Origin of the sequence: Pantoea sp. CS_6 (assembly GCF_041954745.1) — a bacterium.
Classification (GTDB): Bacteria; Pseudomonadota; Gammaproteobacteria; order Enterobacterales; family Enterobacteriaceae; genus Pantoea; species Pantoea stewartii.
Map to the genome: position 1 here is coordinate 29764 of NZ_JAVAYG010000005.1, position 26268 is coordinate 56031.

Sequence of the window (26268 nt, forward strand, 5' to 3'; positions counted from 1 at the left end):
TTTGACCTGTGCAAAACAGACAACAAATGACCAAATGGCAGGCTTACAGCCGCCTCATGCGAATTGATAAACCTATTGGCACGCTGCTGCTGCTGTGGCCGACGTTGTGGGCGCTGTGGCTGGCTAACAGGGCGATGCCGCCGTTACCGGTACTGATCGTGTTTGTCGCGGGCGTATTTGTCATGCGTGCAGCTGGCTGTGTGATTAACGATTATGCTGACCGCAAAGTCGACGGCCATGTGGAACGCACAAAGCTCCGGCCACTGGCCAGCGGTGCTGTCACGGCGAAAGAGGCTAAAATGCTGTTTGTGGTACTGGGGCTGATCGCGTTTGGCCTGGTACTGAGCATGAACCTGATGACGATTATGCTTTCTGTTGTCGGGCTGGCGCTCGCCTGGGTTTATCCTTTTATGAAGCGCTATACGCATTTGCCGCAGGTGGTCCTGGGCGCCGCATTTGGCTGGGCAATTCCCATGGCCTGGGCTGCGGTTAGTGAGTCCTTACCTCTGGTTTGCTGGCTGGTATTTCTCGCCAACATTTGCTGGACGGTGGCCTACGATACGCAATATGCCATGGTGGATCGCGAGGACGACCTGAAGATTGGCGTGAAGTCCACAGCCATTCTGTTTGGCCAGTACGACAAATTGATTATCGGTCTGCTGCAACTGGCGACGCTGGGGCTGATGGCGCTGGTAGGGACACGGCTGCATCTGAATGGGGCGTTTTACTGGACGCTGTTACTGGCGGGCGGTTTATTTGTTTATCAGCAAAAACTGATCGCAAAGCGCGCGCGTCAGGCCTGTTTCCAGGCGTTTCTGAATAACAATTATGTAGGGCTGGTGCTGTTTCTCGGCGTGTTAATGAATACTCCGCCGTTCTTAAACCTGTTATAGGGCAGGCACCGAACGTAGCGCCAGTGCGATGCACAGTGTGAGGTTCAGTAAGCAATAAAAAAGGCGACCAGTCAGGTCGCCTTTTTTGTCATGCCAGCACGTTAGCTGTGTGCAACGGCGCTCTCGATGGTCATACGGACGTCGCTGGTGACCAGTTCTGCCAGAATGTGCCAGGTCGCCAGCGTCTGCGCCACATCCGCATCGCCACTGTCGCTGATATAGCCTTCATCGCGCAGGGTCAGTACCAGTGTAGAGAACACCGCTTTATCGAAAAACTCAGGCGCATTGATGCCATGCAGTACGCTCAGGCGCTGGGCCAGCGTGCGGCTCTCTTTTTCCAGCGTGCCGCGGTTGATGGTGGGCTTGGCGCTGAGAATCGAGAAGGTGATGGCGTAACGTTGCAGCGTTTCACGTACACCGGCAGCCAGCAGCTGCAGCGTACGGTAACGTGCCGTATTGAACGACAGCAGACCTGCCTCAACGGTAATCAGTCCCTGGCGCGCCAGCTCCTGGCATAAGTCAGCCAGCAGCTGCGGCAGCTGGTCGTTGCCCCAGCGCAGGAACAGCTCGCTCTTCAGCATGGGGTAAATCAGGCTGACCTGGCGCAGCAGTTCGGCTTCGCTCAGGTTACGGTGCTGCTGGATGATGGCCGCAATCAGAGAGGGCATCACCAACATATGGTGGATGTTATTCCGGTAATAGGTCATCAGTACCGCCTGCTCGCGCGGCAGAATAATGATGTCGCCAATGCTGTCCTTCTCACTCTCAAACTTGTTCATACTCAGCGCGTGATCCAGCAACGCTTCCGCAGACATGTCAGGCAAAGTGGCATCCGGCGAGTAGGGCACATTACGTAATAACTGGGTATAGCACTCCAGCTGCTCAATCAGCTGTTCACGGGTCAGCGAACGCTGGCGGGAAGCGAGCAGTGCCGTTACGCACAGGTTCATGGCGTTCGCGGCACCGGCTTCATTAATACGTACCATGATGGTGGCGGCGATATCATTGGCCGTTGGCGTTAACCAGCCCGGACGTTGCGCTTCAATGGGATCGATAGACTCACGCCATTCCGGTACGCGCTTGTTCAGATAGTTGATCAGCGGCAACGGCTCACCAAAGTTCACATAACCCTGGCCCAGGTTGCGCAGCTTACGCAGGCCGCGCACCATCTGCATAAAGCCTTCTTTCTCTTTTGCCGCACCGCGTAGCTCTTTAGCGTAAGTACCCACTTCCATTACATGTTCATAACCGATGTAAATGGGCACTAACGTAATAGGTCGCGTGCCGCCGCGCAGCATGGCCTGCAGCGTCATAGAGAGGGTGCCGGTTTTCGGATCCAGCAGTCGGCCGGTACGTGAGCGTCCACCTTCCACGAAATACTCGACGGAATAGCCGCGGGTAAAGAGCTCGCCAAGGTATTCACGGAACACGGTTGAATAGAGCTTGTTGCCTTTAAAGGTACGACGAATAAAGAAGGCACCCAGACGACGGAAAATCGGCCCGGCAGGCCAGAAGTTCAGGTTAATCCCTGCGGCAATATGCGGCGGAACCAGACCCTGGTGATACAGCACATAAGACAGTAGCAGGTAGTCCATATGGCTGCGGTGGCAAGGCACATAAACAATTTCATGGCCGTCCTGCGCCAGCTGACGTACCCGCTCACCGCCGTTAACGTTGATCCCCTGATAGAGTCGGCTCCAGAGCCAGCCCATCACGCGGTCGGTGATACGAATCGCTTCGTAGGAAAAGTTGGCCGCAATTTCTTCCATCATTTCAATGGCGTTTTGCTGCGCTTTCTCATGGGAGATTTTCTTGCTACGCGCCTCGTCTTCCACAGCTTTTTCAATCGCCTTCGACTGCAACAGGCGATTGAATAAATCCTGGCGAGCCGGCAGACGCGGTCCCACCGCGGCCAGGCGCTGACGGGCAAAATGGATGCGCGCTACGCGAGCCAGCTTCTGCGCAATCGACTTGTCGGTACCGTGTTCGGTCGCCATACGACGCAGGGAGACCGTGGGCGAAAAACGCACAAAACTGTCGCGGCCATGCCAGAGAACGGCAAAGAATTTTTGAATGCCGTTAAGGAGCCGCAAATGAGGCGGATGATCGTCGCCCTGGACTTCCCGACCTGGCGCACGGCCAAACATGACTGAAACCGGTAACATCTGAACATCAAGTTCAGGATTGCTGCGGTGCAGATCAAGATACTCGTGGAAGATTTTGACCGATTCAAGGCTGGGCACGAAATAGGGGAACACACGCGGACCGTCATTAATAAAGACATGACGCGGCAACAGGGCGCCGTCTATCTCCAGCGGAATAAGCGGATCAGGCAGATCGTGCCGGATGCACTGCGCGCGTAAAGTCAGGAGATCGGCCTTTGAATCATAAGGCAGGACATACATAATAGGCCGGGTAGGATCCAGCCCATGTTCGGACACGGGATCAGCCGGAATGGCCTTACTCTTTACCAGAAATGAAAGGGGTAAGTTCAGCAATTTATAGAAAATTTTACGCCAACCTGACATAGACAACATGAAGCCTCTTGTTAGCAAAGCGGCGCAAGCATATCAGAACGCGCAGCAAAAATCTGTGACAGCGACAATTGTGCGCTGCCCGGTATTGACGTCAATCCTTTGAAAAGAGTTCCTTTATCATGACAAATAATGTCACCGGCATTACCCGGATTGTGAAAGCGGCTGGCTACTCATGGCAAGGTCTTCGCGCCGCCTGGCAGCATGAAGCTGCCTTCCGCCAGGAAGCCGTAATTTCACTGGCGGCAATTATCCTGGCCTGCTGGCTGGATGTCGATACTATTTCGCGCATCCTGATGATTGGCGCGGTCATGCTGGTGATGATTGTTGAAGTTCTGAACAGCGCCATCGAAGCGGTGGTGGACCGCACAGGGCAGGAACGTCATCCTCTTGCCGGCCGAGCCAAAGATATGGGATCGGCCGCTGTTTTGCTGGCAATAGTACTGGCCCTGTTCGTTTGGGGAACGCTACTTTGGTCGCATTTGCGATAAGCATTCCATCTCCCGTCAAATTACTGATTTTGGCCTGACTTTTGGTTTCCATTTCACCAATACCTGTATATACTCACAGCGACTGTATAAACAACCAGGGGGCGGGATGAAAGCATTAACCAGCAGGCAGCAACAGGTCTACGACTTGATTCGCGACCACATTAATCAAACGGGCATGCCGCCTACGCGTGCAGAAATTGCTGCGCAACTGGGCTTCCGCTCACCTAACGCGGCAGAAGAGCATCTGAAAGCGCTGTCGCGTAAAGGCGTGATTGAAATCGTCTCTGGTGCGTCCCGCGGTATCCGTTTGTTAATGGAAGAAGAACCTTCAGATGGCCTGCCACTTATTGGGCGCGTTGCGGCGGGTGAGCCGTTGCTGGCCCAGGAACATATCGAAACCCACTACAAAGTGGATCCAGACATGTTCAAGCCCTCTGCCGATTTCCTGCTGCGCGTTAGCGGCATGTCAATGAAAGACATTGGCATCATGGATGGTGATTTGCTGGCCGTGCATAAAACGCAGGAAGTGCGTAATGGTCAGGTGGTGGTAGCGCGCATTGATGACGAAGTCACCGTGAAGCGCTGGAAAAAGCAGGGATCAGTGGTGCATCTGTTACCTGAAAATACGGATTTTGAGCCTATCATTGTCGATACGCGTGCGCAGTCGCTGACGGTTGAAGGTCTGGCGGTTGGCATCGTACGTAACGGTGAGTGGTTATAACTCTTCTTAAGGTTGGCTCTTTACGTCAACCTTGACGTTACCCAGTCTGCCCCTGTTTTGCCGCTGTGGGTTCATCTGTAACACCAGCGGCGCATTGCACGGACGTTACATGCGCTTCCTGACAGCTACCGATAAAAAACTGTGGCGGCTGGCGCTGCCCATGATCCTGTCAAATATCACCGTTCCTCTGCTCGGCTTAGTCGATACAGCCGTTATTGGCCATCTCGACAGCCCGGTTTATCTGGGCGGCGTTGCGGTCGGGACGACCGTTACCAGTTTCATCTTCATGCTGCTGCTTTTTCTGCGGATGAGTACGACAGGCCTGACGGCTCAGGCGTTTGGCGCGGGTGATAAAACGGCGCTGGCGCGCGCATTGGCACAGCCCCTGATCATTGCCTTACTGGCCGGCAGCCTGTTTATTGCCCTGCGTCATCCTGTTACGGCATTAGCAATCCGCTTTATCGGCGGAGAGGCCGCCGTGCTTGAGCAGGCTGCGCTGTTTATCCATATTCGCTGGCTCAGTGCGCCCGCCATGCTGGCTAACCTGGTGATTCTGGGCTGGCTGCTGGGCGTACAGTATGCCAGAGCGCCGGTCATCCTGCTGGTGGTGGGCAACGTTATCAATATTCTGCTGGACCTCTGGCTGGTGCTGGGGCTGCACTGGGGCGTAGCCGGGGCTGCAGCCGCGACGGCCATCGCGGAGTATGCGACGTTGCTGGTTGGGGCACTTATGGTCTGGCGCGTGCTGGCGCTGCGCGGCATCACGCTGCACAGTCTGGTCCATAGCTGGCGTGGCGATATCCACCGCCTGCTTCGCCTGAATCGCGATATCCTGCTGCGTACCTTACTGTTACAGCTTTGCTTTGCCTCTCTGACCGTGCTGGGAACGCGTATCGGACCTGATGTGGTGGCGGTAAATGCCATCCTGCTGATGTTCATGACGTTTACCGCCTATGCGCTGGATGGCTTTGCTTACGCCGTCGAAGCCTTTGCTGGTGAGGCACACGGCGCAAAGGACGGCAGCAGGTTGCAACTGGTATGGATTGCTGCCTGCCGTCAGGCACTGTCAGTCGCGCTGTTTTTCTCCGTGGTCTATGCTGTTTGTGGCTATCAGATCGTGGCTTTCCTGACATCGATTCCCGCACTTCAACAGGCGGCTGACCGCTTTCTGCCGTGGCAGGTTGTCATGCCGCTGGTTGGCGTCTGGTGCTATCTGCTGGATGGCATGTTTATTGGTGCGACCCGCGGAAGAGAAATGCGCAACAGTATGGCGATTGCCGCACTGGGCTATTTCCTGACGCTGTTAACCGTGCCTTTTGTCGGTAATCACGGTTTATGGCTGGCGATAGCCGTTTTTCTGGCGCTTCGCGGCCTGTCACTTTGGCTGGTCTGGCGCAGGCACTGGCGCAATGGCACCTGGTTTAGCGCCTGAGCAAGTTGCCTGAAATATGACGCAGGATACATAAAATTTTCATTTTTTCCGGCAAAACTGGAATCAGCTACTACAATTATCTTTGAATGGCGCTATTAAACAGCGCTTTATATCGTGATTTTGCCTGATGGCAAAATAAAACGAAACCGAAGGATGACGTGGAGGTCTGCAATGAATAAAGACGAAGCGAGTGGTAACTGGAAACAGTTCAAAGGAAAAATGAAAGAGAAATGGGGCAAGCTGACCGATGATGACATGCAAGTCATTGAAGGTAAACGCGATCAGCTGGTCGGCAAAATTCAGGAACGTTACGGCTACGCGAAAGACCAGGCAGAGAAAGAAGTAACGGACTGGGAAGGTCACAACAAGGATTACCGGTGGTAATCACGTTATTCAGGGATGCTCCTACCCGGGCCGGTACGCTCATGCCGGCCAGACCGCACAAGGATGTGCAATTAACTTCGTTTAGTGCGTTTCTTCCCGTCAGCCTGATGGTCATGATCACAATGTTCATGCTGTTCACAGGCTTCAACTTCCGCACAGTTTTCACATAACCCGTGCGCCTCTATCACGCTATGCCGTAGGACAAAGCTTGCCTCTTGCGCCAGCGATGCGATGATTTTTTCTGCGCCCTGCGCCTGCTTTTCCGTGACCACTGCACAGCGATCGCAGACCAGCATCACCGATGTATGGGCGGGTGCGTCGAAATGGTGACACATCACATAGCTGTTATTGGACTCGACGCGGTGGATAAAACCCTGCTCAAGAAGAAAATCCAGCGCACGGTAGACGGTAGGAGGCTTGGCCTGGGGCTCACTGACACGCAACTGATCAAGCAGGTCATAAGCACTGATCGATCCTGGCTGTCCGGCCATCAACCGCAGGACCTCTGCGCGCTGGGTCGTCAGGCGTACACCGCGCTGTAAACACAGTTTCTCAGCCTGGGTCATGATTTGCTCTGGCGTCATGGTTGACATGGAATTTCTCCGTTTGACAGGTGATGTTATCTTATCACATTAATGATACGTACGATGCACCTTGCCTGTCTGCACCTCCCTTTACCCGTGCTTATCTGTTCCTTACGACTTTGCGCCCGTCTGCGATGCCAATATATGTCAGAATGTTTGTAAATATTTTTTCCTTTTGCTTTACATCTCACTGAGTTAAGAACTAATGTTTAAAAGTTCTTAATAAAGTGCTGGTCCCGACCTCCTTCTGTTAACGCTTTTTGGACGGTAACCAGACATAACGGATCGAAAAATAATCAATCAATGGAATTGCGCCACTATTTACTCTGAATTCACAGCAATAAAGCGTTAGCCATCCTCCACAATGGGGCTAACAAACTATTCGGTCGTTAATGTTTTAACGGCAATTTTTCAGGTGATGATAAGCAAATGGCAAAATTAACCGTCCCACGTTCCGTTCTGGTTTTCCCTGCAGTGTTTAATGCTCTGGTTTTTTCATCATCCGCGCTGGCCGCGGGAACCTGGTACGATGCCCGTAACGATGCAATGGGGGGAACGGGCGTGGCGTCCTCTACCTACGGGTCTGCCGTTTTAGCTAACCCGGCGTTAATGACCAAAGCGAAGCCCGATGACAACGTCAGCATCATTTTTCCCAGTGCGGGCGCGCAAATTACTGATAAAGACAAGATGGTCGATAAGATCGATAACATTACTGACACGGTAAATCGCTATCAGGATCTGTTTGATAATGCCTCGACGTTAGAGCTGCTGCGCCGTATTCCTGAGATTCAGGCTGCGTCAGGGGATCTGGCCAATACGCTCAGAGATTTACGCGGTAACAAAGCCAACGCGACAGCAGGTGTCGCGATTGCAGTCACCGTTCCGAATGAAACGCTGCCTTTTGCCTTTGTCACCAAAGCCTATGGTACGGCGCATGTCCGCGCGAATGTAAAAGAAGGCGATATCGTTATTTTACAAGGCGTGGCTGACGGAACGTTTGCCGGTATTCCTGGCGGTGTATTTGGTCTGCCTAGTGTACAAAACTTGCTGGGCTCCAGCGCGAACGGGCTGGCTGCGCTAAATACCGATTATGGTATCGCCGTTGCCCATGAGTTCACGATTGCCGGCCATCCGGTGTCGATTGGTGTGACGCCTAAGCTGCAAAAGACCTGGCTGTATAACTATTCCGCCAGCGTGTATAACTACGATAAAAACGATTTACGGGATGGCCGCTACCGCAGCACCGAAAGCGGGTTCAACGTTGACGCCGGCCTGGCGACGGTATTCGCAGAAAACTGGACATTAGGCGTGACCGGACAGAACCTGGTATCACGTGACCTGCAAACCAAAGAGGTGAATGGCTATCAGGATACCTATGAAATCCGTCCATTAGTGACGGCGGGTTTAGCCTGGGATAAAGGGCCGGTAACGCTGACAGGCGATGTTGACCTGACCGAAACGCACCGTTTCAAATCTCAGGAAAACAGCCAGTATGCAGGCGTGGGCGCGGAATATCGCGTACTGGACTGGTTACAGTTACGCGCCGGTTATCGCGCAGATATGCGTTCCAACGACGAAAATGTGGCGACCGCAGGCTTTGGGCTGTCACCGTTCAACAATTCTGTGCATCTGGATCTGGCAGGCTCGGTGGGGCAAAACAATACCTGGGGTGCCATGGCGCAACTCGGATTTAACTTCTGATTCCGTGCCATTAACGGGCGGGCGATACCTTGTCGCCCGCCCTTATGCTATCCTTGCGCAGAATATCATCACTGTTAACCACCGGATCGACTGCGCTTCATGACCGACACTTTTTCCTCCCAACGCTTCTCTGTTGCCCCCATGCTCGACTGGACGGATCGTCACTGTCGCTATTTCCATCGTCTGCTGACCGGCGATACGCTTCTGTATACCGAAATGGTCACCACGGGTGCCATTATTCACGGTAAAGGCGATTATCTGGCCTTTAGTGAAGAGGAGCACCCGGTCGCGTTACAACTGGGCGGCAGCGATCCGGCTGCACTGGCGCAGTGTGCAGCGCTGGCTGAACAGCGCGGTTACGATGAAGTTAACCTCAATGTGGGTTGCCCGTCAGATCGTGTTCAGAATGGCCGCTTTGGTGCCTGCCTGATGGCGGAAGCCGGGCTGGTCGCTGACGGCATTAAAGCGATGCGTGATGTGGTGGATATTCCGGTCACGGTCAAAACCCGTATCGGTATCGATGAACAGGACAGCTATGCCTTCCTGACCGATTTTATCGGCACTGTGGCAGAGCGCGGTGGCTGCGACACCTTTATCATTCATGCGCGCAAGGCATGGCTTTCGGGTCTGAGTCCGAAAGAAAACCGCGAGATTCCACCGCTTGATTACCCCCGGGTTTATCAGTTAAAGCGTGATTTTCCACAACTGACGATTGCCATTAACGGCGGCGTGAAAACGCTGGAAGAGGCTAAAACGCATCTTCAGCACCTGGATGGTGTCATGATGGGCCGCGAGGCCTATCAAAACCCCGGCATCCTGGCGCATGTCGATCGGGAAGTGTTTGGCCGGGAACAGCCTGCCGCTGATCCGGTGGCGGTGGTGCGCGCCATGTACCCTTATATTGAAGCCGAGCTGGCAAAAGGCACTTACCTTGGCCATGTGACGCGGCATATGCTGGGGCTGTTCCAGGGGATCCCTGGCGCGCGCCAGTGGCGTCGTCACCTTAGCGAGAATGCCCATAAGCCCGGTGCCGATGTGCGGGTACTGGAGGCTGCATTAGCACTGGTCGCCGATAAGATCCCTCAGGAAGCCTGATACAGTTAAACCAGCCAGCCGGCTGGTTTTTTTTCACCATAATCTGGTGAATCTCGCCAGGTTGATTTTCCATACTTCATACTTAACTCATCACTATCAACAGGTTACTTGTTGGCATGGTTCTTGTAATACGTAACGTATTCATCGTGAGGAGTGAACAAATGGACATTATTTTTGTATTCGGTTTCTTCCTGATGCTGTTGCTGACTGGCGTGTCCTTAATCGGCGTCATTGCTGCCCTGGTCGTGGCCACGATCGTGATGTTTGTCGGCGGTATGGTGATGCTGATTGTGAAGGTGCTGCCCTGGCTACTGCTGGCCGTGGCCGCAGTATGGCTCTATCGGCGCTTTTTCACTGACGAAGACACTCGCCAGCGCGTCCTGTACAGGCGCAGGATCCGCAGGCTGGAGCGGAATGGCAGGGGATAAATGTGTGCGTGATCACACAGTGAAAAATTGGTGCTCAGAATATTAACAACAATCATACTTTTTACTTATGTTTTCTGTCAGGATAGCTGTCGTTGATTCATAACATATTCATCGCTTCTGCCCCTACATCAGTGCGAATGAAAAATAAAAGAAGGGCTTCCTGCGGGAAGCCCTTTTTACATCAGGGAATCAGCAGGCTCGATCCCTGCGTCGCGCGGCTCTCCAGTAACTGGTGAGCGCGGCTGGCCTCTTTCAGTGCAAATTTTTGCTGCTCGGGCACATCGACCTTAATGGCGCCACTTGCCAGTAAAGAGAATAATTCTGCACTGGCCGTTTCCAGCTCCTGACGATTGGTGATGTAGCCGAACAGGGAAGGACGGGTAACAAACAGCGAGCCTTTCTTAATTAAAATGCTGAGATCAACATTGGTCACCGGCCCTGAAGCATTCCCGAAGCTCACCATCAGTCCCTGACGACGCAGGCAGTCCAGCGAGGCTTCCCAGGTCGCTTTCCCCACAGAGTCGTACACCACACCAACCTTGTTGCCGCCGGTCAGCTCACTGACCCGTTGTGCAATGTCCTCTTGCTGATAATTAATGGTGGCCCAGGCTCCCGCGTTTTTGGCCAGTGTCGCCTTTTCGGCGGAGCCGACGGTGCCGATCAGATGGGCGCCGAGCGCTTTTGCCCACTGGCAGGCAATCAACCCCACGCCACCCGCCGCGGCATGAAACAGAAAAATTTCGTCGGCTTTGAGCTTATAGGTCTGTCGTAACAGGTACTGCGTCGTCAGGCCTTTCAAAAAACTGGCGGCAGCCTGCTCGAAACTGATGGCGTCGGGTAACAGCATCAGACGGTCTTCCGCCACGTTATGCAGCTCGCTGTAAGCCCCGAGTGCGGCCTGACAGTACACGACGCGATCGCCGGGTTTGAAACGCGTGACCGCCGATCCCACGCGGGTAATCACGCCCGCCGCCTCGGTGCCCAGACCAGAGGGAAAATGACCTGTCGGATACAGCCCGCTGCGCACGTAAGTATCAATATAGTTAATGCCAATCGCGCGGTTTTCGACCTGGATTTCATTATCGGCGGGATCGGCAGGCTCAAAATCAACCCAGGTCAGGACATCCGGGCCACCGTGTGCGTTGAACTGAATACGCTTTGCCATGCTTACTCCTGTGATTGTTTCATCATGAAGGTGAGGCACGCCCCTTAACTGAGGTATACTTGCGCGTCCCCACAGAAGATCGGTAATGCATTCACTATGGCAGGAAATAAACCCACCAACAAATCGAACGAAACGCAGGATCGCCAGTTAGAAGGCGTGAAAATGCCCCCGCATTCGCTGGAAGCGGAGCAGTCGGTGCTGGGTGGGTTAATGCTGGATAACGAGCGCTGGGACAACGTGTCCGAACGCGTCGTGGCAAATGATTTTTTCAATCGCTCGCACCGTCTTATTTTCTCCGAGATGCAGCGTCTGCTGGAAAACAGCAAACCTATCGACCTGATTACGCTGTCAGAATCGCTGGAAACGCGCGGCGAACTGGAGATGGCCGGCGGATTTGCTTACCTGGCTGAGCTGGCGAAAAACACGCCCAGTGCGGCGAACATCGGCGCTTACGCGGATATCGTGCGTGAACGTGCGGTCGTGCGCGAAATGATCGCCGTGGCGAATCAGATAGCCGATGCCGGTTATGATCCCCAGGGGCGCAGCAGTGAAGACCTGCTGGATTTTGCCGAGTCGAACGTATTTAAAATCGCTGAGGCGCGGGCTAACAAAGACGATGGCCCCAAAAACATCGAACAAATTCTGGAAGCGACGGTTTCACGGATTGAGTCGCTGTTTCAGACGCCGCACGATGGCGTCACGGGCATCGATACCGGTTATCAGGATCTGAATAAGAAAACGGCCGGGCTGCAACGCTCAGACTTAATTATCGTGGCCGCACGTCCCTCAATGGGTAAAACCACGTTCGCCATGAACCTGTGTGAAAACGCGGCGATGCTGCAGGACAAACCGGTACTGATTTTCAGTCTGGAGATGCCCAGCGAACAGATCATGATGCGTATGCTGGCCTCCTTGTCGCGGGTTGACCAAACCCGTATTCGTACCGGTCAACTTGACGATGAAGACTGGGCGCGCATTTCCGGCACGATGGGCATTTTGCTGGAAAAGAAGAATATGTATATCGATGATTCTTCTGGCCTGACGCCGACCGAGGTCCGTTCCCGCGCGCGTCGCATCTATCGTGAAAACGGTGGCCTCAGTCTGATCATGATCGACTACCTGCAGTTGATGCGCGTGCCCGCATTGTCAGATAACCGTACGCTGGAAATCGCCGAGATTTCCCGTTCATTAAAAGCGCTGGCAAAAGAGCTTAACGTGCCCGTGGTGGCGTTATCTCAGCTGAACCGCTCACTGGAGCAACGTGCCGATAAACGTCCCGTAAACTCGGATCTGCGTGAATCGGGTTCGATCGAGCAGGATGCTGACCTGATCATGTTTATTTACCGTGACGAGGTTTATCACGAAAACAGCGACCTGAAAGGGATCGCAGAGATCATTCTGGGTAAGCAGCGTAACGGCCCGATCGGTACCGTACGCCTGACATTTAACGGTCAGTGGTCACGCTTTGATAACTATGCAGGCCCGCAGTACGACGACGAATAATCCGTCACTGGCCTGCCATGCACGATCTGTGCATGGCAGGCAGGACCGTGCAAAATAGTGTTGGACAACGTTGCAGTGAATCGGGTTATCTGTAGCAAAGCGACACTGACACGCGACGGAAACAGCATGACGCACGTAGACGATTACGATCTAAAAATCCTTACTCTGCTCCAATCTAATGGCCGTTTGACCAATCAGGAACTCAGCGATTTGGTCGGTCTTTCTGCTTCACAATGTTCACGTCGGCGTATCAATCTTGAACAGGCCAACCTGATTCTTGGCTATCACGCACGGCTGTCGCCGGACGCGGTGGGGCTGGGCATTGTCGGACTCATTGAAGTGCGGCTCATTAACCATACCGCCGACTATGTCGACAGCTTCCATCGCATGGTGGAACAGGAAGACGCAATTATTGATGCCTATAAAACCACCGGTGATGCCGACTACCTGCTGAAAGTCGCCGTGGCCGATTTGGCCTCACTGAGCGCGGTAATCAGCCAGCTGTTAGCCGGTCACCAGAGCGTTTCCCATGTCAAAACATCGGTGGTACTGGGCAGACTCAAAGAGAACGGATTAATGATGAGCGAGCAGCAGGCTGTGCGCCAAAAAAGGGCATAATGCGCGCAGGTGGTGCATGATGTGGCGGAATGATGCGTTTTTTATGCGTATTTGAGTCGGACAATGCACAATCGACCTCCCCGGCGGGGCAGTAAAATTCGGTAAGACGCTTATGCCTGAGCGCCTGCACAGGCTGGCGCAGTTATTGCATTGGTGCTGCATCATCCGCACTGAGACTGCTTTATGGACAACATTGTACAACCCGCCGATATTCCTCACTCTCGCCTTGAAGATGCGCTGGCTATCCTGCTCGGCACCTTAATGGTCTCGTTTGGTGTGCTCATGCTGAAGCAGGCAGGCGCATTGACCGGCAGCACGGCTGGACTGGCATTCCTCATCAGCTATCTGTCGCCCCTGTCATTTGGCAGCGTTTTCTTTGTAATCAACCTGCCGTTCTACTGGCTGGCTGTGAAGCGAATGGGCTGGGAATTTACGCTAAAAACCTTTTGTGCCGTGGGGCTGGTGTCGCTTTTTACCCATCTTCATCCCCTGTTTATGCATTTTTCCACACTGAATCCTTTTTATGCGGCATTGTTCGGTAACGTCATCATGGGGATTGGGTTTATAGTGTTGTTTCGCCATAAAGCCAGCCTGGGCGGGATCAATATCCTGGCGCTCTGGCTGCAAGACCGTTTCGGCATTCGCGCCGGTAAACTGCAAATGGCGGTCGATACCTGCGTGGTGCTGGCCTCGCTGTTTGTCGTCAGCCTGCCGATGTTGCTTGCGTCCATTGCGGGCGCGGTGGTACTGAATATGATCATCGCAATGAACCATCGTCCCGGGCGGTACAGGGTTTAATCGCCCTTTTTTATTTCAAGAACAATCATGGAGATCTGCACCGTGTTCCAGAACGTTGATGCCTATGCTGGCGACCCGATTTTGTCGCTAATGGAAGCCTTTAAACAGGATCCGCGCGAGCATAAAGTGAACCTGAGTATTGGGCTTTATTACAACGAGCAAGGCATCATCCCTCAGCTGCAGGCGGTGGCTGATGCTGAAGAGCAGTTACGTGCCGAACCACAGCAGGCTTCGCTCTATCTGCCTATGGAAGGATTAAATACCTACCGCAACGCGATAGCGCCACTGCTGTTCGGGGCCGATCATCCCGTATTAAAAGCGGGCCAGATCGCCTCGATTCAGACCCTGGGCGGCTCAGGTGCGTTGAAAGTCGGTGCGGATTTCCTGAAGCGTTATTTCCCGCAGTCCAATGTCTGGGTCAGCGATCCGACCTGGGAAAACCATATCGCTATCTTTAACGGTGCCGGTTTCGAGGTGAAGACCTATCCGTGGTATGACCCGGAAACCAACGGCGTACGTTTTGATGCCTTCCTGAGCACGCTTAAAACCCTGCCAAAGCAAAGCATCGTGCTGCTGCATCCGTGCTGTCATAACCCAACCGGGGCCGACCTGACCAATGCGCAGTGGGACGAAACTGTTGCCGTGCTGAAAGCACAGGAGCTGATCCCGTTCCTGGATATCGCTTATCAGGGCTTTGGTGCTGGCATGGAAGAGGATGCGTACGCGATGCGTGCGGTTGCTGCGGCAGGTCTGCCTGCGCTGGTCAGCAACTCCTTTTCAAAAATCTTCTCGCTGTATGGCGAGCGCGTCGGCGGCCTGTCTGTGGTATGTGACAGCGCTGAAGAGGCCAGCCGCGTATTAGGCCAACTCAAAGCGACCGTCCGCCGTAACTATTCCAGCCCGCCAAACTTCGGCGCACAGGTTGTGGCCCGCGTGTTAAACGACGCTACGCTGAAAGCTAACTGGCTGGCCGAGGTCGAAGCCATGCGGTTGCGCATTATCGACATGCGCCAGGCGCTGGTACAGGTGATGAGTACGGCGCTACCCGGTAAGAACGTCGACTACCTGTTGAAGCAGCGCGGGATGTTCAGCTACACCGGCCTGAGTGCGCAGCAGGTGGACCGCCTGCGTGAAGAGTTTGGGATCTACCTCGTCGGCAGCGGCCGTATGTGTGTGGCAGGTCTGAACAGCAAAAACGTGCATCAGGTCGCGGAAGCCTTTGCGGCAGTAATGTAATTCCGCACACAATCTTCCCCGGGCCGCCAACCTTGTTGGCGGCTTTTTTATTTTTACGGATCGGGTTTACCTTTGCGCCACATTCTGCACACTTAACTGTGTCTCACAGATTCAGGAAAAAAGTATGTGGTATCAACAAACGTTGACCTTAAGCGCAAAATCGCGAGGTTTTCACCTCGTCACGGAAGAGATTGTGCAACAGTTGCCCGCACTCCGTGATATCCACACCGGATTACTCCATTTGCTGTTGCAGCATACGTCGGCCTCACTGACGCTGAATGAAAACTGCGATCCGACAGTGCGGAGCGACATGGAACAACACTTTATGCGCCATGTCCCGGAAGCGGCTCCTTATCAACACGATTACGAAGGCCGTGACGACATGCCCGCCCACATTAAGTCGTCCACGCTGGGCGTTTCACTGATGCTACCGGTGCAGCGTGGACAGCTGGTACTGGGCACCTGGCAGGGCATTTGGCTGGGGGAACATCGTATTCATGGCGGAGCCCGACGTATTGTGGCGACCTTACAAGGGGAATGAGTATGAATAATTCGGACTTACTGACGTACTGCATGAGCAAACCCGGCGCAGAGCAGAGCGTTCACAGCGACTGGAAAGCTACGCAGATCAAGAGCAACGGCGTGCTGTTTGCCATGGTGCATGAAGTCAAAGGGCGTCCGGCGGTGTCGCTCAAATCCTCGCCCGCGCTGGCTGAACTGATGCGGGATGAGCACAGCGATGTGTTTCCCAGTGAACATCTGAATAAATCACACTGGAACACGCTGTTTTTAGACGGCACGCTGAAAGATTCGCAAATTTACTATCTGGTGGATGCCTCTTTTCAGCAGGCAGATACCGGGCGGTAACGGCCCTTTCCCGGCGTGGGAAAGGGCACAGGACAGGATTACGCCGCCGCGTTTTTACGCAGCGTATCGATATCAATGACAAAGCGATATTTTACATCGCTCTTCAGCATACGTTCGTAAGCCTCGTTGATCTGATCCATGGCGATCAGCTCAATATCTGACGTGATGCCGTGTTTGCCACAGAAATCCAGCATCTCCTGGGTTTCAGCGATACCGCCAATCAGCGAGCCAGCGATGCTGCGGCGTTTAAAGATCAAATTGAAAACCTGTGGCGCGGGATGATCGTGTTCAGGCGCGCCGACCAGAGTCATATTGCCGTCACGCTTCAGCAAGGTGATAAACGGATTAAGGTCGTGTTGCGCCGCCACTGTGTTAAGAATGAAGTCAAAACTGTTGGCATGTTGCGCCATCTGGTCGGCATCTTTCGAAATGACCACTTCGTCTGCGCCCAGACGTTTTCCGTCTTCGATTTTTGACGGCGAGGTGGTGAATAACACGACATGCGCGCCCATCGCGTGAGCAATTTTTACACCCATGTGGCCCAGGCCACCCAGCCCCACGATCCCGACTTTTTTACCCGGGCCGACATTCCAGTGACGCAGCGGTGAATAGGTGGTGATACCGGCACACAGCAGCGGTGCCACACCGGCCAGCTCCAGGTTTTCTGGAACACGCAGCACAAAGCTTTCATCCACTACCATAGAGGTGGAGTATCCACCGTAGGTGATAGCCCCTGTCTGGCGATCCTGACCGTTATACGTGCCGACAAAGCCATTTTCACAGTACTGCTCCAGACCTTCCTGACAACTTGGGCAGCTGCGGCAGGAATCAACCATACAGCCAACGCCGACCAGGTCGCCGACTTTGTACTTCTGCGTCTCGGGGCCGACTGCGGTCACGCGGCCAACAATCTCGTGTCCCGGAACCACAGGAAAAATGGTGTTTTTCCACTCATTGCGCGCCTGATGCAAGTCAGAATGACAAACGCCACAAAACAGCACGTCAAGCTGTACGTCATGAGCACGAAGCTCACGCGGTTTGAAATCAAACGGTGCCAGTTTGGACTTTGCATCCTGAGCAGCATACGCATGGGTAATGTTCATGGTGTCTCCAGTTAAAGTGTGTCGTGATTTTTCGATCAACGCCGCAGCATAACGCGCGCAGCAAGAAGGTGACGCCAGGGGCGTACCAAAGGGGAACGAATTAAGGATAGTCAGGGGAGGGAAAAGCGTATATGCCTATATGTGTCTGAATCTTGCCTGATCCTGCATTTTTCAGGGTAAATTGTGCAATCCCTGTAAGAAGGCCCGCGTGATGCGGGCCTGCAATTTTATTTTTTCAACAAGGGCTTAAGGAAGCGGGCCGTATGTGATTTTTCACATTCGGACACGGTTTCTGGCGTGCCTGCCACCAGAATTTCACCGCCGCCACTGCCGCCTTCCGGCCCCAGGTCGACAATCCAGTCCGCCGTTTTCACGACGTCGAGGTTGTGCTCAATGACCACGATGGTGTTGCCCTGATCGCGCAGTTGATGCAGCACTTCGAGCAGTTGCTGGATATCGGCAAAATGTAACCCGGTGGTGGGCTCATCCAGAATATACAACGTCTGTCCCGTGCCGCGCTTCGACAGCTCACGCGCCAGCTTGACGCGCTGCGCTTCACCACCGGACAGGGTGGTGGCCGACTGACCCAGGCGGATATAGGACAATCCAACGTCCATCAGCGTTTGCAGCTTACGCGCCAGGGCAGGAACGGCATCAAAGAACTCACGCGCTTCCTCAATCGTCATTTCCAGCACTTCGTGAATGCTTTTGCCTTTGTATTTAATCTCCAGCGTTTCACGGTTATAGCGTTTGCCTTTGCACTGATCGCACGGCACATAAATATCCGGCAGGAAGTGCATTTCCACTTTCAGCACGCCGTCGCCCTGACAGGCCTCACAACGTCCGCCACGCACGTTAAAGCTGAAACGGCCTGGGTTATAACCGCGTGAACGTGATTCAGGCACGCCGGCAAAAAGCTCACGAACCGGCGTAAAAATACCGGTGTAGGTGGCCGGGTTAGAGCGCGGCGTGCGGCCGATGGGGCTCTGGTCGATATCGATGACTTTATCGAAGTGCTCCAGACCGGCGACATCGCGATACGGTGCTGGCTCAGCAATGGTGGCCCCGTTCAGCGCGCGCTGGGCAATCGGGAACAGCGTATCGTTGATCAGCGTCGACTTCCCTGACCCGGAGACGCCGGTGATGCAGGTAAACAGGCCAACAGGCAGCGTTAAGGTGACGTCCTTCAGGTTGTTACCGCGCGCGCCCGTAATTTTCAGGACCTTCGAGGGATCGCCTTTCACACGCGTTTCAGGCACGGCGATTGCGCGTTTGCCGCTAAGGAACTGACCGGTCAGCGAAGCCTCTTCCGCCATAATCTGCTCAACCGTACCTTCCGCGACGATAGCGCCGCCGTGCACGCCCGCGCCGGGACCGATATCGATCACGTGGTCGGCGGCGCGAATCGCGTCTTCATCGTGCTCGACCACAATCACGGTATTACCCAGATCGCGCAGGTGAATCAGCGTGCCCAGCAGGCGCTCGTTATCGCGCTGGTGCAGGCCGATTGACGGTTCATCCAGTACGTACATCACGCCGACCAGACCGGCACCAATCTGGCTTGCCAGACGGATGCGCTGGGCTTCACCGCCCGACAATGTTTCTGCAGAACGCGACATCGACAGGTAGTTCAGGCCAACATTGACCAGAAAACTCAGGCGATCGCCGATCTCTTTCAGCACTTTTTCCGCGATTTTAGCCCGCTGACCACTAAGTTTCAGATTTTCAAAAAACGCCATGGCATGACCGATGCTCATGTCTGAAATGGTCGGCAGCGTGGTGTTTTCTACATAGACGTGGCGCGCTTCACGACGCAGACGCGTGCCTTCACAGCTGGCGCAGGCGCGATTGCTGATAAATTTCGCCAGTTCTTCGCGTACCGCTGAGGATTCCGTCTCTTTATAACGGCGCTCCATATTGTTCAGCACGCCTTCGAACGGATGGCGGCGCACAGACGTGTCGCCACGGTCATTAATATATTTAAATTCAATCGTTTCTTTGCCGGAACCGTACAGAATGACTTTCTGCACGCTGTCCTTGAGGCTGTTAAACGGCGCTTCTATATCGAAGTCGAGATGATCGGCGAGTGAGCGCAGCATCTGGAAGTAATAGAAGTTACGACGGTCCCAGCCACGGATGGCGCCGCCTGCCAGCGACAGCTCTGCATTTTGCACTACGCGATCGGGATCGAAATATTGCTGCACACCCAGACCGTCACAGGTCGGGCAGGCACCGGCGGGGTTGTTAAACGAAAACAGGCGCGGTTCCAGCTCACTCATGCTGTATCCGCAAACCGGACAGGCAAAGTTCGCGGAGAAGAGCAACTCTTCTGCCGCGCTGTCGTCCATATCGGCCACAATCGCGGTACCGCCAGAGAGTTCCAGCGCCGTTTCAAAGGATTCCGCCAGGCGTGTCGCCAGATCATCGCGGACTTTAAAGCGATCGATAACCACTTCAATGGTGTGTTTTTTCTGCAGTTCCAGCTTAGGGGGATCGGAAAGATCGCACACTTCGCCGTCGATCCGGGCGCGGATGTAGCCCTGCGTCGCCAGGTTTTCCAGCGTTTTGGTATGTTCACCTTTGCGATCTTTCACGACCGGTGCCAGCAGCATCAGACGGCGACCTTCGGGCTGTTCAAGCACCTGATCGACCATCTGGCTCACTGTCTGAGCAGCCAGCGGGACATCATGGTCCGGGCAGCGCGGTTCACCCACGCGGGCAAACAGCAGGCGCAGATAATCGTGAATCTCCGTAATCGTGCCTACCGTCGATCGCGGGTTATGCGAGGTCGACTTTTGCTCAATGGAGATGGCCGGCGACAAACCCTCAATATGATCGACGTCCGGCTTCTCCATTAAAGACAGAAACTGGCGCGCATAGGCAGAGAGCGACTCCACATAGCGGCGTTGACCTTCCGCATACAGCGTATCAAACGCCAAAGAGGATTTACCGGACCCGGAAAGGCCAGTAACCACAATGAGTTTGTCGCGAGGGATGGTCAGGTTGATGTTTTTCAAATTATGGGTGCGGGCACCACGAACTTCGATCTTATCCATTCACCTTTCCCGGATTAGCTGCACTCACCGCGCCCTGTGACACGGCCAGAATAAACGCATCATTATGGCACAAAAAATAGACTGAATAAATATCCAGTAGTTTTTTGCTTTTTTCCGGCGGATGATTAAAAATGGAACACCGCTCGAAACTGGGAAACCAGGCGCGGGACGTGTTAGAATTGATCGTTTAGAGTTGACGTAATCATTCATCGGGAGACAGCAACATGGCCAGTCGTGGCGTTAACAAAGTGATTCTTGTCGGGAATCTGGGTCAGGATCCGGAAGTACGTTACATGCCAAATGGTGGCGCTGTCGCCAACATTACGCTGGCTACCTCTGAGAGCTGGCGCGACAAGCAGACCGGTGAAAACAAAGAGATCACCGAATGGCACCGTGTCGTGCTGTTTGGCAAACTGGCGGAAGTGGCGGGGGAATACCTGCGTAAAGGTTCTCAGGTGTATATTGAAGGCCAGCTGCGCACCCGTAAATGGCAGGATCAGGGCGGTCAGGAACGTTACACCACGGAGGTGGTTGTCAACGTGGGCGGCACCATGCAGATGCTGGGTGGACGTCAGCAGGGCGGTAACGCGCCAGCAGGCGGCGGTCAGGGCAACAACAACGGTTGGGGCCAGCCTCAGCAACCGCAGCAGGGCAATAACAACCAGTTCAGCGGCGGCGCACAGTCTCGTCCGCAGCAGCAGCCCAGCGCTCCGGCCAGCAACAATAACGAACCGCCGATGGATTTTGACGACGACATTCCGTTCTAAGCCGTCTGTCAGTCTCTGTTGCAGAAAGCCCCATTACCGGGGCTTTTTTGTTTTGTTGGGGATGTCTGGTTTAACTCTGCACCACTTCCCGCCTTTCACGCACACCGTGGCGTGGTTTATCCAGCGCCGGGACTGGAGGCGCGATGACCCGGCATGACCTGGCCGAAATAGATGGCCTGTATCCTGAAAGCCCGGGCAAGATCGGGCACGGGCGACAAAAAACATGTCATCACATCTCTGGACGACGCGCCCGCCGTTAACTTAAATCATGCAGTGCTTTATCCAGCGGCGGCGTCAGAAGCATGTCGCGGAAGGTGACCGCCAGACCGGCACGCTCCGGCGTGCAACACATAGCACCTATCCTGAGCGGACCGGGTGGAAAATAGCTCAGACGTAATAAAGGCCACGTCTGTCCGTCTGCCGAATACTGCAGTCTCAGGCTGTCACCTTTGCGCGTCAGCCGGAGCCAGAACGCTCGCGGATCGCCAGGAAATATCCCCGTTGCCCAGTCGGAATGGCCGAGCGTCAGCACGCTGCCAATGGCGGGCGCACCATCGTTATATTCAATTCCTGCTTTTAGCCAGTGCTGTGCGTCGCGTATCAGCATCAGTCCGGCCTGATCGTACAGCGTGGTAAAGTCTGCGCAGATTTTGAGCTGAAAAGTCATGTCGCCGTCCACCTCCGTGGCAAAGACATGGCCGGAAAAGCGCTCAAACCCGTACCAGGTCTTGTGCCAGAAATCGGTCTTATCATCGGTGGTGACCTGTAGCGTACCGTTCTGGCACTGCCACGTTGCAGGCTCATTGATCCAGGCAAACGACTCAAACATAGCGCCTCCAAAATCGGCCATGACTGGCCGGGCTGATGCGACTCAGGATGAAGAAAGAGTCAGATGGTCTGACACGGATGAAAGCGTGGTCGCTTAACGCCACCCGGCCAGCACGGTATCGGTATCGATCACGCGCGGTACGTTACCCGGAAGACTTAAGCCCGCCCAGACTTCATTATGCTGGCCAATTAACTGTTCCGCACTGGCACAGGTCCGGTCGGCGGTGGTATGGGCGTCAGCGGCGACGGTGATGCGATAGCCCAGTCCTGCGCCGACCTTGATGGTGGTGTCGACGCAGTAATCAGTGGCACACCCACAAATAACAAACTCATGAATAGCCAGCTCACTCAGCAGTGAGGCCAGAGACGTCCGCCAGAAACTGTCGCAGGCTGTCTTGGTAATAAAGTGCGCATTCCGGGGTTGAGCCATCTCGGGTAACAGCGCAAAGGCCTGGCTGCCTGGCACCATGTCGCCTTCGCTATGCTGAATAAACAGCGTAAGATCAGCCTGTTCGATGAGGCGGTTAATCTGCCTGACCCGGCCAGCCCGATCGAAACGCGGCGTGGTAAATACGCCATTTTGCATATCAACTACCATTACAACACGCTGCATGATGTTTCCTCGTCAATACACCTGTTACGCAGTGTCATGTATTCAACCGGGGATGACAATCTTTGCATTTCATCCCCTTTTAACGGCATGCTTGCACATTCTGCCAACCGGATAAGGAGCGATAACGTGGAAGGCGTTCCAGCTGTTTTTCCCTGTGAAAAAGATCGTGCGCTGTTTCGGCAGTTGCCTGAACTGCCGGGCGTGGAACTTTACCAGGCGCATATTTCCCGTTATGCCTTTGCTCCGCATACGCACGAAGCCTTTGGCATCGGCACCATCGAGGCCGGGGCACAGCGCTTCCGTTACCGCGGTACGCACTACACTGCCCCTGTACATTCTCTGGTCATGATGAATCCTGATGAGCTGCACACCGGGGAATCGGCCTGCGAAACGGGCTGGCGTTATCAAATGATCTACATCCAGCCCGACTGTATGGATGAGCTGAGTGGCGACCGTGGCTGGTGGTTCGGGGATGCACTGCGAACGGACGTGCGACTTGCGCAGCCTGTGTCGCAGTGTCTGGCGGCGCTATGGCAGGCCGATACGGCCCTGGCGCGTTATAGCCTGCTGTCAGACCTGCTGGTGCGCATCCGTCCACAGGCCCGTATGGCCTCAGCGCGTAAAGTCGATGCCAGACACCGTTTTGATGACGTGCGCGACTACCTGCGCGCCCATCTTGGGGAGCCGGTCAGGCTGGACACACTGGCGGCATTAGCGTCGTTATCACCGTGGCATTTTTTACGCGCCTTCCGCGATCATTTCCATGTCACGCCCCAGCAAATGTTAATGGCTTACCGGCTTTATGAAGCCAAACAGATGCTCGCCAGGGGTGAGGCCATAGCCAGCGTCGCGGCAGCGGTAGGCTTGACCGATCAGGCGCATCTGACCCGTGCGTTTACCCAACGTTACGGCATTACACCGGGCCGCTATCAAAAGCAGATCGCGCCACACAGGTCCTGACCGCAATTTGCTACAAGGCATGCTTACCTGTTTGGTTCACACTGAAGCAAAAAGACAGACAGGAAAAAGCCATGTTGACAGGAATAATGTTTGCCCTTGCCGCAGGCATGATGTGGGGGCTGATTTTTGTTGGACCGGTCATCGTCCCGGATTATCCGGGCGCGTTGCAGTCAGCCGGGCGCTATGTCGCGTTTGGCCTGGTTGCGTTGCCGCTTGCCTGGCACGATCGTTTCCGACTGCGCCAACTGAGCGCCGCCCACTGGCGGGAAGCATTAAAGCTGTCGCTGGTTGGCAATCTCTTCTATTACGCGTTTCTCGCCAATGCGATTCAGCGAACGGGGGCTCCGGTCTCCACGATGATCATTGGTACCTTACCGATCGTCATCGCTGTCACTGCAAACCTCTGTTATGGCCATCTTGAAGGACGGCTCTCATGGCGACGGCTTATCCCGGCACTGCTGGTGACGGGCGCAGGCCTGGTTTGCGTTAATGCGGCGGAATGGCAACTCCAGGGGGCAACGCCCAACGGCCAGCGTTATCTGACCGGCATTGCCCTGGCGGTGATGGCGGTGGTGTGCTGGACCTGGTATCCGTTGCGCAATGCGCGCTGGTTACGCAACCATCCTCAGCTCAAGGCCGCGACCTGGGCCACCGCGCAGGGCATTGTGACCTTACCGCTGGCACTTATCATGTATGCGCTGGTCAGCATACAGCTGGCGTGGCAACAGCCTGATTTTGCGCTGCCTTTCGGCCCCCGGCCTTTGGTGTTTATTGCATTAATGCTGACGATTGGCCTGCTGTGCTCATGGGCCGGAACGTTATGCTGGAATGCGGCCAGCCAGCGACTGCCTACCGTATTGATGGGGCCACTCATCGTCTTTGAGATTCTCTTTGGCTTGCTATGGACGTTTATCTGGTATCAACACTGGCCACCTGTTCTGACAATGATCGGTATTGTTTGCCTGATCGTTGGCGTGATTTGGGCGATGCGCATCAAGCCACAACCCCGCGTGACCGCCCTGAACAGGAAATCATCTGAACGTCCCGGATAATGAATAATTACTGGGAGTGATATTCACGCTTTTTCGGATTATACCGAGGTGTAAAACGGCGAAATAAAGCCGCCTCGGTAATCTGCCGGGTTTAAATCTTCCTCAAAACCGCCACTCAGCCATGCCGTATTTATCCACACAGGCGGCTTCCGCCCCCTTAACAGCAAGATAATCGCACATATTGTTCAATAAATAGCCAGAAAATGGCTGGGTAAAGCGCGTTTATTCCTCAAAAAGCGGACAGATGAAGGTAAAGCGCTAACCCGCACCCAGCTTTTATGTTTAAAAAACGGGGAAAACATACCGTTTGGCTAAGAGAAATCCTTATCAGAAACCACCTTTTACTTCAGGCAGCCTTAATTTCAGCAGAATCAGACTGCGCTTCGCTTATATTTACTGTTTAACAGCAGACATCAATAGCAGGCAGAAATAGTTATCAATTGTGTGCTACCGGATGAAAGTGTTAAGTATCAATAAACTGTTAATCTGAGATTATTCTGGGCCATTTTTATCTTTTTATGCGATTACGCATAATCCGACGATCGGCAAAACATTTCTCAGGACCAGTCGGTGCTAAGGAAATGTACGGAGAAATCAAAATATGATTACTGGGATTAAACGAAAAAGTGGAACAGCGGCAGTTTCTTTTAGACGAGCTAATGAAAAAAAAGGAAGGTCCAGTCTCACCGAAATGAGACTGGGGGGATAAAAGTGGTGTAGATTGAGAGACTTTTGCTGTTGTAAATCAATTTTACCGCAAAAAAGGAAGCGTAACCGCAAATCCATTCATTAATTACGGACTGGGCGAGGCGCGCCATCCTAATGTCCTGTTAAATGCTCTTCATCTCTTCTGGTAAGAACAAATCTCAGCGAGGTAGCTATCAAAAGCAATGCTCTCAGTATTAACGGTTTTCTGATCCCGTTGGGTAATGGTAAACACTACGGCTAATATCCAGCAAACGGCAGCTGCGGCGGGTGCCGACATCGAATGTGTCCTGCAGGAAGTTGACGGCCTGACGCTTCTCGTGCGTAGTAAAGAAGTTCTTCAGAACGCTTTGCAGCATCTCCTTGTCGGAATGAAGTGCGTGCAGTTCGCGCGTCAGTAACTGAACCTTTTCTTCCAGCTCCTTGATTTTTCTGCCTTCTTCCGAGGCTAACCCAGAAAACTTCTTCTTCCAGCTATAGAAGGTTGCCTCAGAGATGCCAAGCTCTTCACAAATCTCTTTAACCTTAACGCCCGATTCAGAAGCTTTAATGGCATTTGTGATTTGATCTTCGCTATATCGTGACTTTCTCATAAATGCTCTTACCTTTCTTATCAATTAATGGATGAGGATTACTTTATTAACCTTTGGTACTGTAAAAGTGTGTGGAATGCCGTGTTTAAATACGGACGTTAAATTACGTGGGTTAAATTAAGATATTTAGAATAAATATCA

Annotated in this window: 25 protein-coding genes; 17 read left to right on the forward strand and 8 right to left on the reverse strand. The window is 53.9% G+C overall.

Features of this window, described 5'->3' with window-relative positions:
* The first annotated feature begins 26 nt into the window (after positions 1 to 26).
* The gene (gene ubiA, locus RAC90_RS08955; protein WP_217271717.1) at positions 27 to 893 is read left to right on the forward strand and encodes a 4-hydroxybenzoate octaprenyltransferase; all 867 of its coding nucleotides are present in this window, start codon (positions 27 to 29) and stop codon (positions 891 to 893) included.
* Positions 894 to 994: 101 nt separating this feature from the next.
* Here ubiA and plsB read toward each other — a convergent pair whose 3' ends face one another.
* Positions 995 to 3421: a glycerol-3-phosphate 1-O-acyltransferase PlsB gene (gene plsB, locus RAC90_RS08960; protein WP_039339074.1), complete on the reverse strand. Its 2427-nt coding sequence runs from the start codon at positions 3419 to 3421 to the stop codon at positions 995 to 997.
* 128 nt (positions 3422 to 3549) lie between these two features.
* Between plsB and RAC90_RS08965 the strand changes: the two genes are divergently transcribed.
* The 4 genes from RAC90_RS08965 (at position 3550) to RAC90_RS08980 (ending at position 6455) form a co-directional block, all read left to right on the forward strand.
* Positions 3550 to 3918, forward strand: a complete 369-nt coding sequence (locus RAC90_RS08965) for a diacylglycerol kinase (RefSeq protein ID WP_006121553.1) — start codon at positions 3550 to 3552, stop codon at positions 3916 to 3918.
* 106 nt (positions 3919 to 4024) lie between these two features.
* A complete protein-coding gene (lexA, locus tag RAC90_RS08970) occupies positions 4025 to 4639 on the forward strand; it encodes a transcriptional repressor LexA (RefSeq protein WP_006121554.1) in 615 nt (204 codons plus the stop codon).
* Positions 4640 to 4748: 109 nt separating this feature from the next.
* Positions 4749 to 6071, forward strand: coding sequence for an MATE family efflux transporter DinF (dinF, locus tag RAC90_RS08975; protein WP_375124255.1), 1323 nt, complete (start codon positions 4749 to 4751; stop codon positions 6069 to 6071).
* A gap of 171 nt (positions 6072 to 6242) precedes the next feature.
* Positions 6243 to 6455 carry a CsbD family protein gene (locus tag RAC90_RS08980; protein WP_006121556.1) on the forward strand — a complete coding sequence of 71 codons (213 nt, stop codon included), beginning with the start codon at positions 6243 to 6245 and terminating at the stop codon, positions 6453 to 6455.
* Between the two features lie 71 nt (positions 6456 to 6526).
* On the opposite strand, the gene zur is transcribed toward RAC90_RS08980, so the two are convergent.
* Positions 6527 to 7048: a zinc uptake transcriptional repressor Zur gene (gene zur, locus RAC90_RS08985; protein ID WP_058702332.1), complete on the reverse strand. Its 522-nt coding sequence runs from the start codon at positions 7046 to 7048 to the stop codon at positions 6527 to 6529.
* A gap of 420 nt (positions 7049 to 7468) precedes the next feature.
* Between zur and RAC90_RS08990 the strand changes: the two genes are divergently transcribed.
* The 3 genes from RAC90_RS08990 to pspG all read left to right on the forward strand — a co-directional run bounded on the left by RAC90_RS08990 (position 7469) and on the right by pspG (position 10263).
* A complete protein-coding gene (locus RAC90_RS08990) occupies positions 7469 to 8740 on the forward strand; it encodes a conjugal transfer protein TraF (protein ID WP_375124256.1) in 1272 nt (423 codons plus the stop codon).
* A 99-nt stretch (positions 8741 to 8839) separates the two neighbouring features.
* Positions 8840 to 9835 (forward strand): tRNA dihydrouridine(20/20a) synthase DusA, encoded by a 996-nt coding sequence (gene dusA, locus RAC90_RS08995; RefSeq protein WP_033738964.1) that lies wholly within the window; start codon positions 8840 to 8842, stop codon positions 9833 to 9835.
* Positions 9836 to 9996: 161 nt separating this feature from the next.
* Complete coding sequence (pspG, locus tag RAC90_RS09000) at positions 9997 to 10263, forward strand: envelope stress response protein PspG (RefSeq protein ID WP_006121560.1); 267 nt, start codon at positions 9997 to 9999, stop codon at positions 10261 to 10263.
* 181 nt (positions 10264 to 10444) lie between these two features.
* On the opposite strand, the gene RAC90_RS09005 is transcribed toward pspG, so the two are convergent.
* On the reverse strand, positions 10445 to 11428 hold the full coding sequence (locus RAC90_RS09005) for a quinone oxidoreductase (protein WP_375124257.1): 984 nt from the start codon (positions 11426 to 11428) through the stop codon (positions 10445 to 10447).
* 96 nt (positions 11429 to 11524) lie between these two features.
* On the opposite strand from RAC90_RS09005, the gene dnaB reads away from it, so the two are divergent.
* The 6 genes from dnaB to RAC90_RS09035 all read left to right on the forward strand — a co-directional run bounded on the left by dnaB (position 11525) and on the right by RAC90_RS09035 (position 16450).
* Positions 11525 to 12931: a replicative DNA helicase gene (gene dnaB / locus RAC90_RS09010; RefSeq protein WP_006121562.1), complete on the forward strand. Its 1407-nt coding sequence runs from the start codon at positions 11525 to 11527 to the stop codon at positions 12929 to 12931.
* A gap of 126 nt (positions 12932 to 13057) precedes the next feature.
* On the forward strand, positions 13058 to 13549 hold the full coding sequence (locus RAC90_RS09015) for an Lrp/AsnC family transcriptional regulator (RefSeq protein ID WP_325991901.1): 492 nt from the start codon (positions 13058 to 13060) through the stop codon (positions 13547 to 13549).
* A gap of 183 nt (positions 13550 to 13732) precedes the next feature.
* Positions 13733 to 14347, forward strand: coding sequence for a YitT family protein (locus RAC90_RS09020; RefSeq protein ID WP_033738971.1), 615 nt, complete (start codon positions 13733 to 13735; stop codon positions 14345 to 14347).
* A gap of 42 nt (positions 14348 to 14389) precedes the next feature.
* On the forward strand, positions 14390 to 15583 hold the full coding sequence (locus tag RAC90_RS09025) for an amino acid aminotransferase (RefSeq protein ID WP_133745551.1): 1194 nt from the start codon (positions 14390 to 14392) through the stop codon (positions 15581 to 15583).
* A 124-nt stretch (positions 15584 to 15707) separates the two neighbouring features.
* Positions 15708 to 16124: a secondary thiamine-phosphate synthase enzyme YjbQ gene (locus RAC90_RS09030; RefSeq protein ID WP_033738976.1), complete on the forward strand. Its 417-nt coding sequence runs from the start codon at positions 15708 to 15710 to the stop codon at positions 16122 to 16124.
* A 2-nt stretch (positions 16125 to 16126) separates the two neighbouring features.
* Complete coding sequence (locus tag RAC90_RS09035; protein ID WP_006121520.1) at positions 16127 to 16450, forward strand: MmcQ/YjbR family DNA-binding protein; 324 nt, start codon at positions 16127 to 16129, stop codon at positions 16448 to 16450.
* Between the two features lie 38 nt (positions 16451 to 16488).
* Here the strand turns inward: RAC90_RS09035 and RAC90_RS09040 are convergent, their stop codons facing one another.
* Together RAC90_RS09040 and uvrA are read right to left on the reverse strand one after the other, a co-directional pair.
* Entirely contained in the window at positions 16489 to 17553 is a 1065-nt protein-coding gene (locus RAC90_RS09040) for an NAD(P)-dependent alcohol dehydrogenase (RefSeq protein WP_033738979.1), read from the reverse strand.
* 227 nt (positions 17554 to 17780) lie between these two features.
* On the reverse strand, positions 17781 to 20609 hold the full coding sequence (gene uvrA, locus RAC90_RS09045; protein WP_033738980.1) for an excinuclease ABC subunit UvrA: 2829 nt from the start codon (positions 20607 to 20609) through the stop codon (positions 17781 to 17783).
* Positions 20610 to 20833: 224 nt separating this feature from the next.
* Between uvrA and ssb1 the strand changes: the two genes are divergently transcribed.
* Positions 20834 to 21376 carry a single-stranded DNA-binding protein SSB1 gene (gene ssb1, locus RAC90_RS09050; RefSeq protein WP_006121517.1) on the forward strand — a complete coding sequence of 181 codons (543 nt, stop codon included), beginning with the start codon at positions 20834 to 20836 and terminating at the stop codon, positions 21374 to 21376.
* A gap of 256 nt (positions 21377 to 21632) precedes the next feature.
* On the opposite strand, the gene RAC90_RS09055 is transcribed toward ssb1, so the two are convergent.
* Positions 21633 to 22205: a DUF1349 domain-containing protein gene (locus tag RAC90_RS09055; RefSeq protein WP_054634664.1), complete on the reverse strand. Its 573-nt coding sequence runs from the start codon at positions 22203 to 22205 to the stop codon at positions 21633 to 21635.
* A gap of 93 nt (positions 22206 to 22298) precedes the next feature.
* Positions 22299 to 22817: an isochorismatase family protein gene (locus RAC90_RS09060; RefSeq protein WP_033738983.1), complete on the reverse strand. Its 519-nt coding sequence runs from the start codon at positions 22815 to 22817 to the stop codon at positions 22299 to 22301.
* A gap of 126 nt (positions 22818 to 22943) precedes the next feature.
* Between RAC90_RS09060 and RAC90_RS09065 the strand changes: the two genes are divergently transcribed.
* Together RAC90_RS09065 and RAC90_RS09070 are read left to right on the forward strand one after the other, a co-directional pair.
* The gene (locus tag RAC90_RS09065; protein ID WP_054634663.1) at positions 22944 to 23777 is read left to right on the forward strand and encodes an AraC family transcriptional regulator; all 834 of its coding nucleotides are present in this window, start codon (positions 22944 to 22946) and stop codon (positions 23775 to 23777) included.
* A gap of 71 nt (positions 23778 to 23848) precedes the next feature.
* Positions 23849 to 24829, forward strand: a complete 981-nt coding sequence (locus RAC90_RS09070) for a DMT family transporter (protein ID WP_375124258.1) — start codon at positions 23849 to 23851, stop codon at positions 24827 to 24829.
* Between the two features lie 902 nt (positions 24830 to 25731).
* Here RAC90_RS09070 and RAC90_RS09075 read toward each other — a convergent pair.
* Entirely contained in the window at positions 25732 to 26127 is a 396-nt protein-coding gene (locus tag RAC90_RS09075) for a transposase (protein WP_033738988.1), read from the reverse strand.
* Positions 26128 to 26268 lie beyond the last annotated feature (141 nt).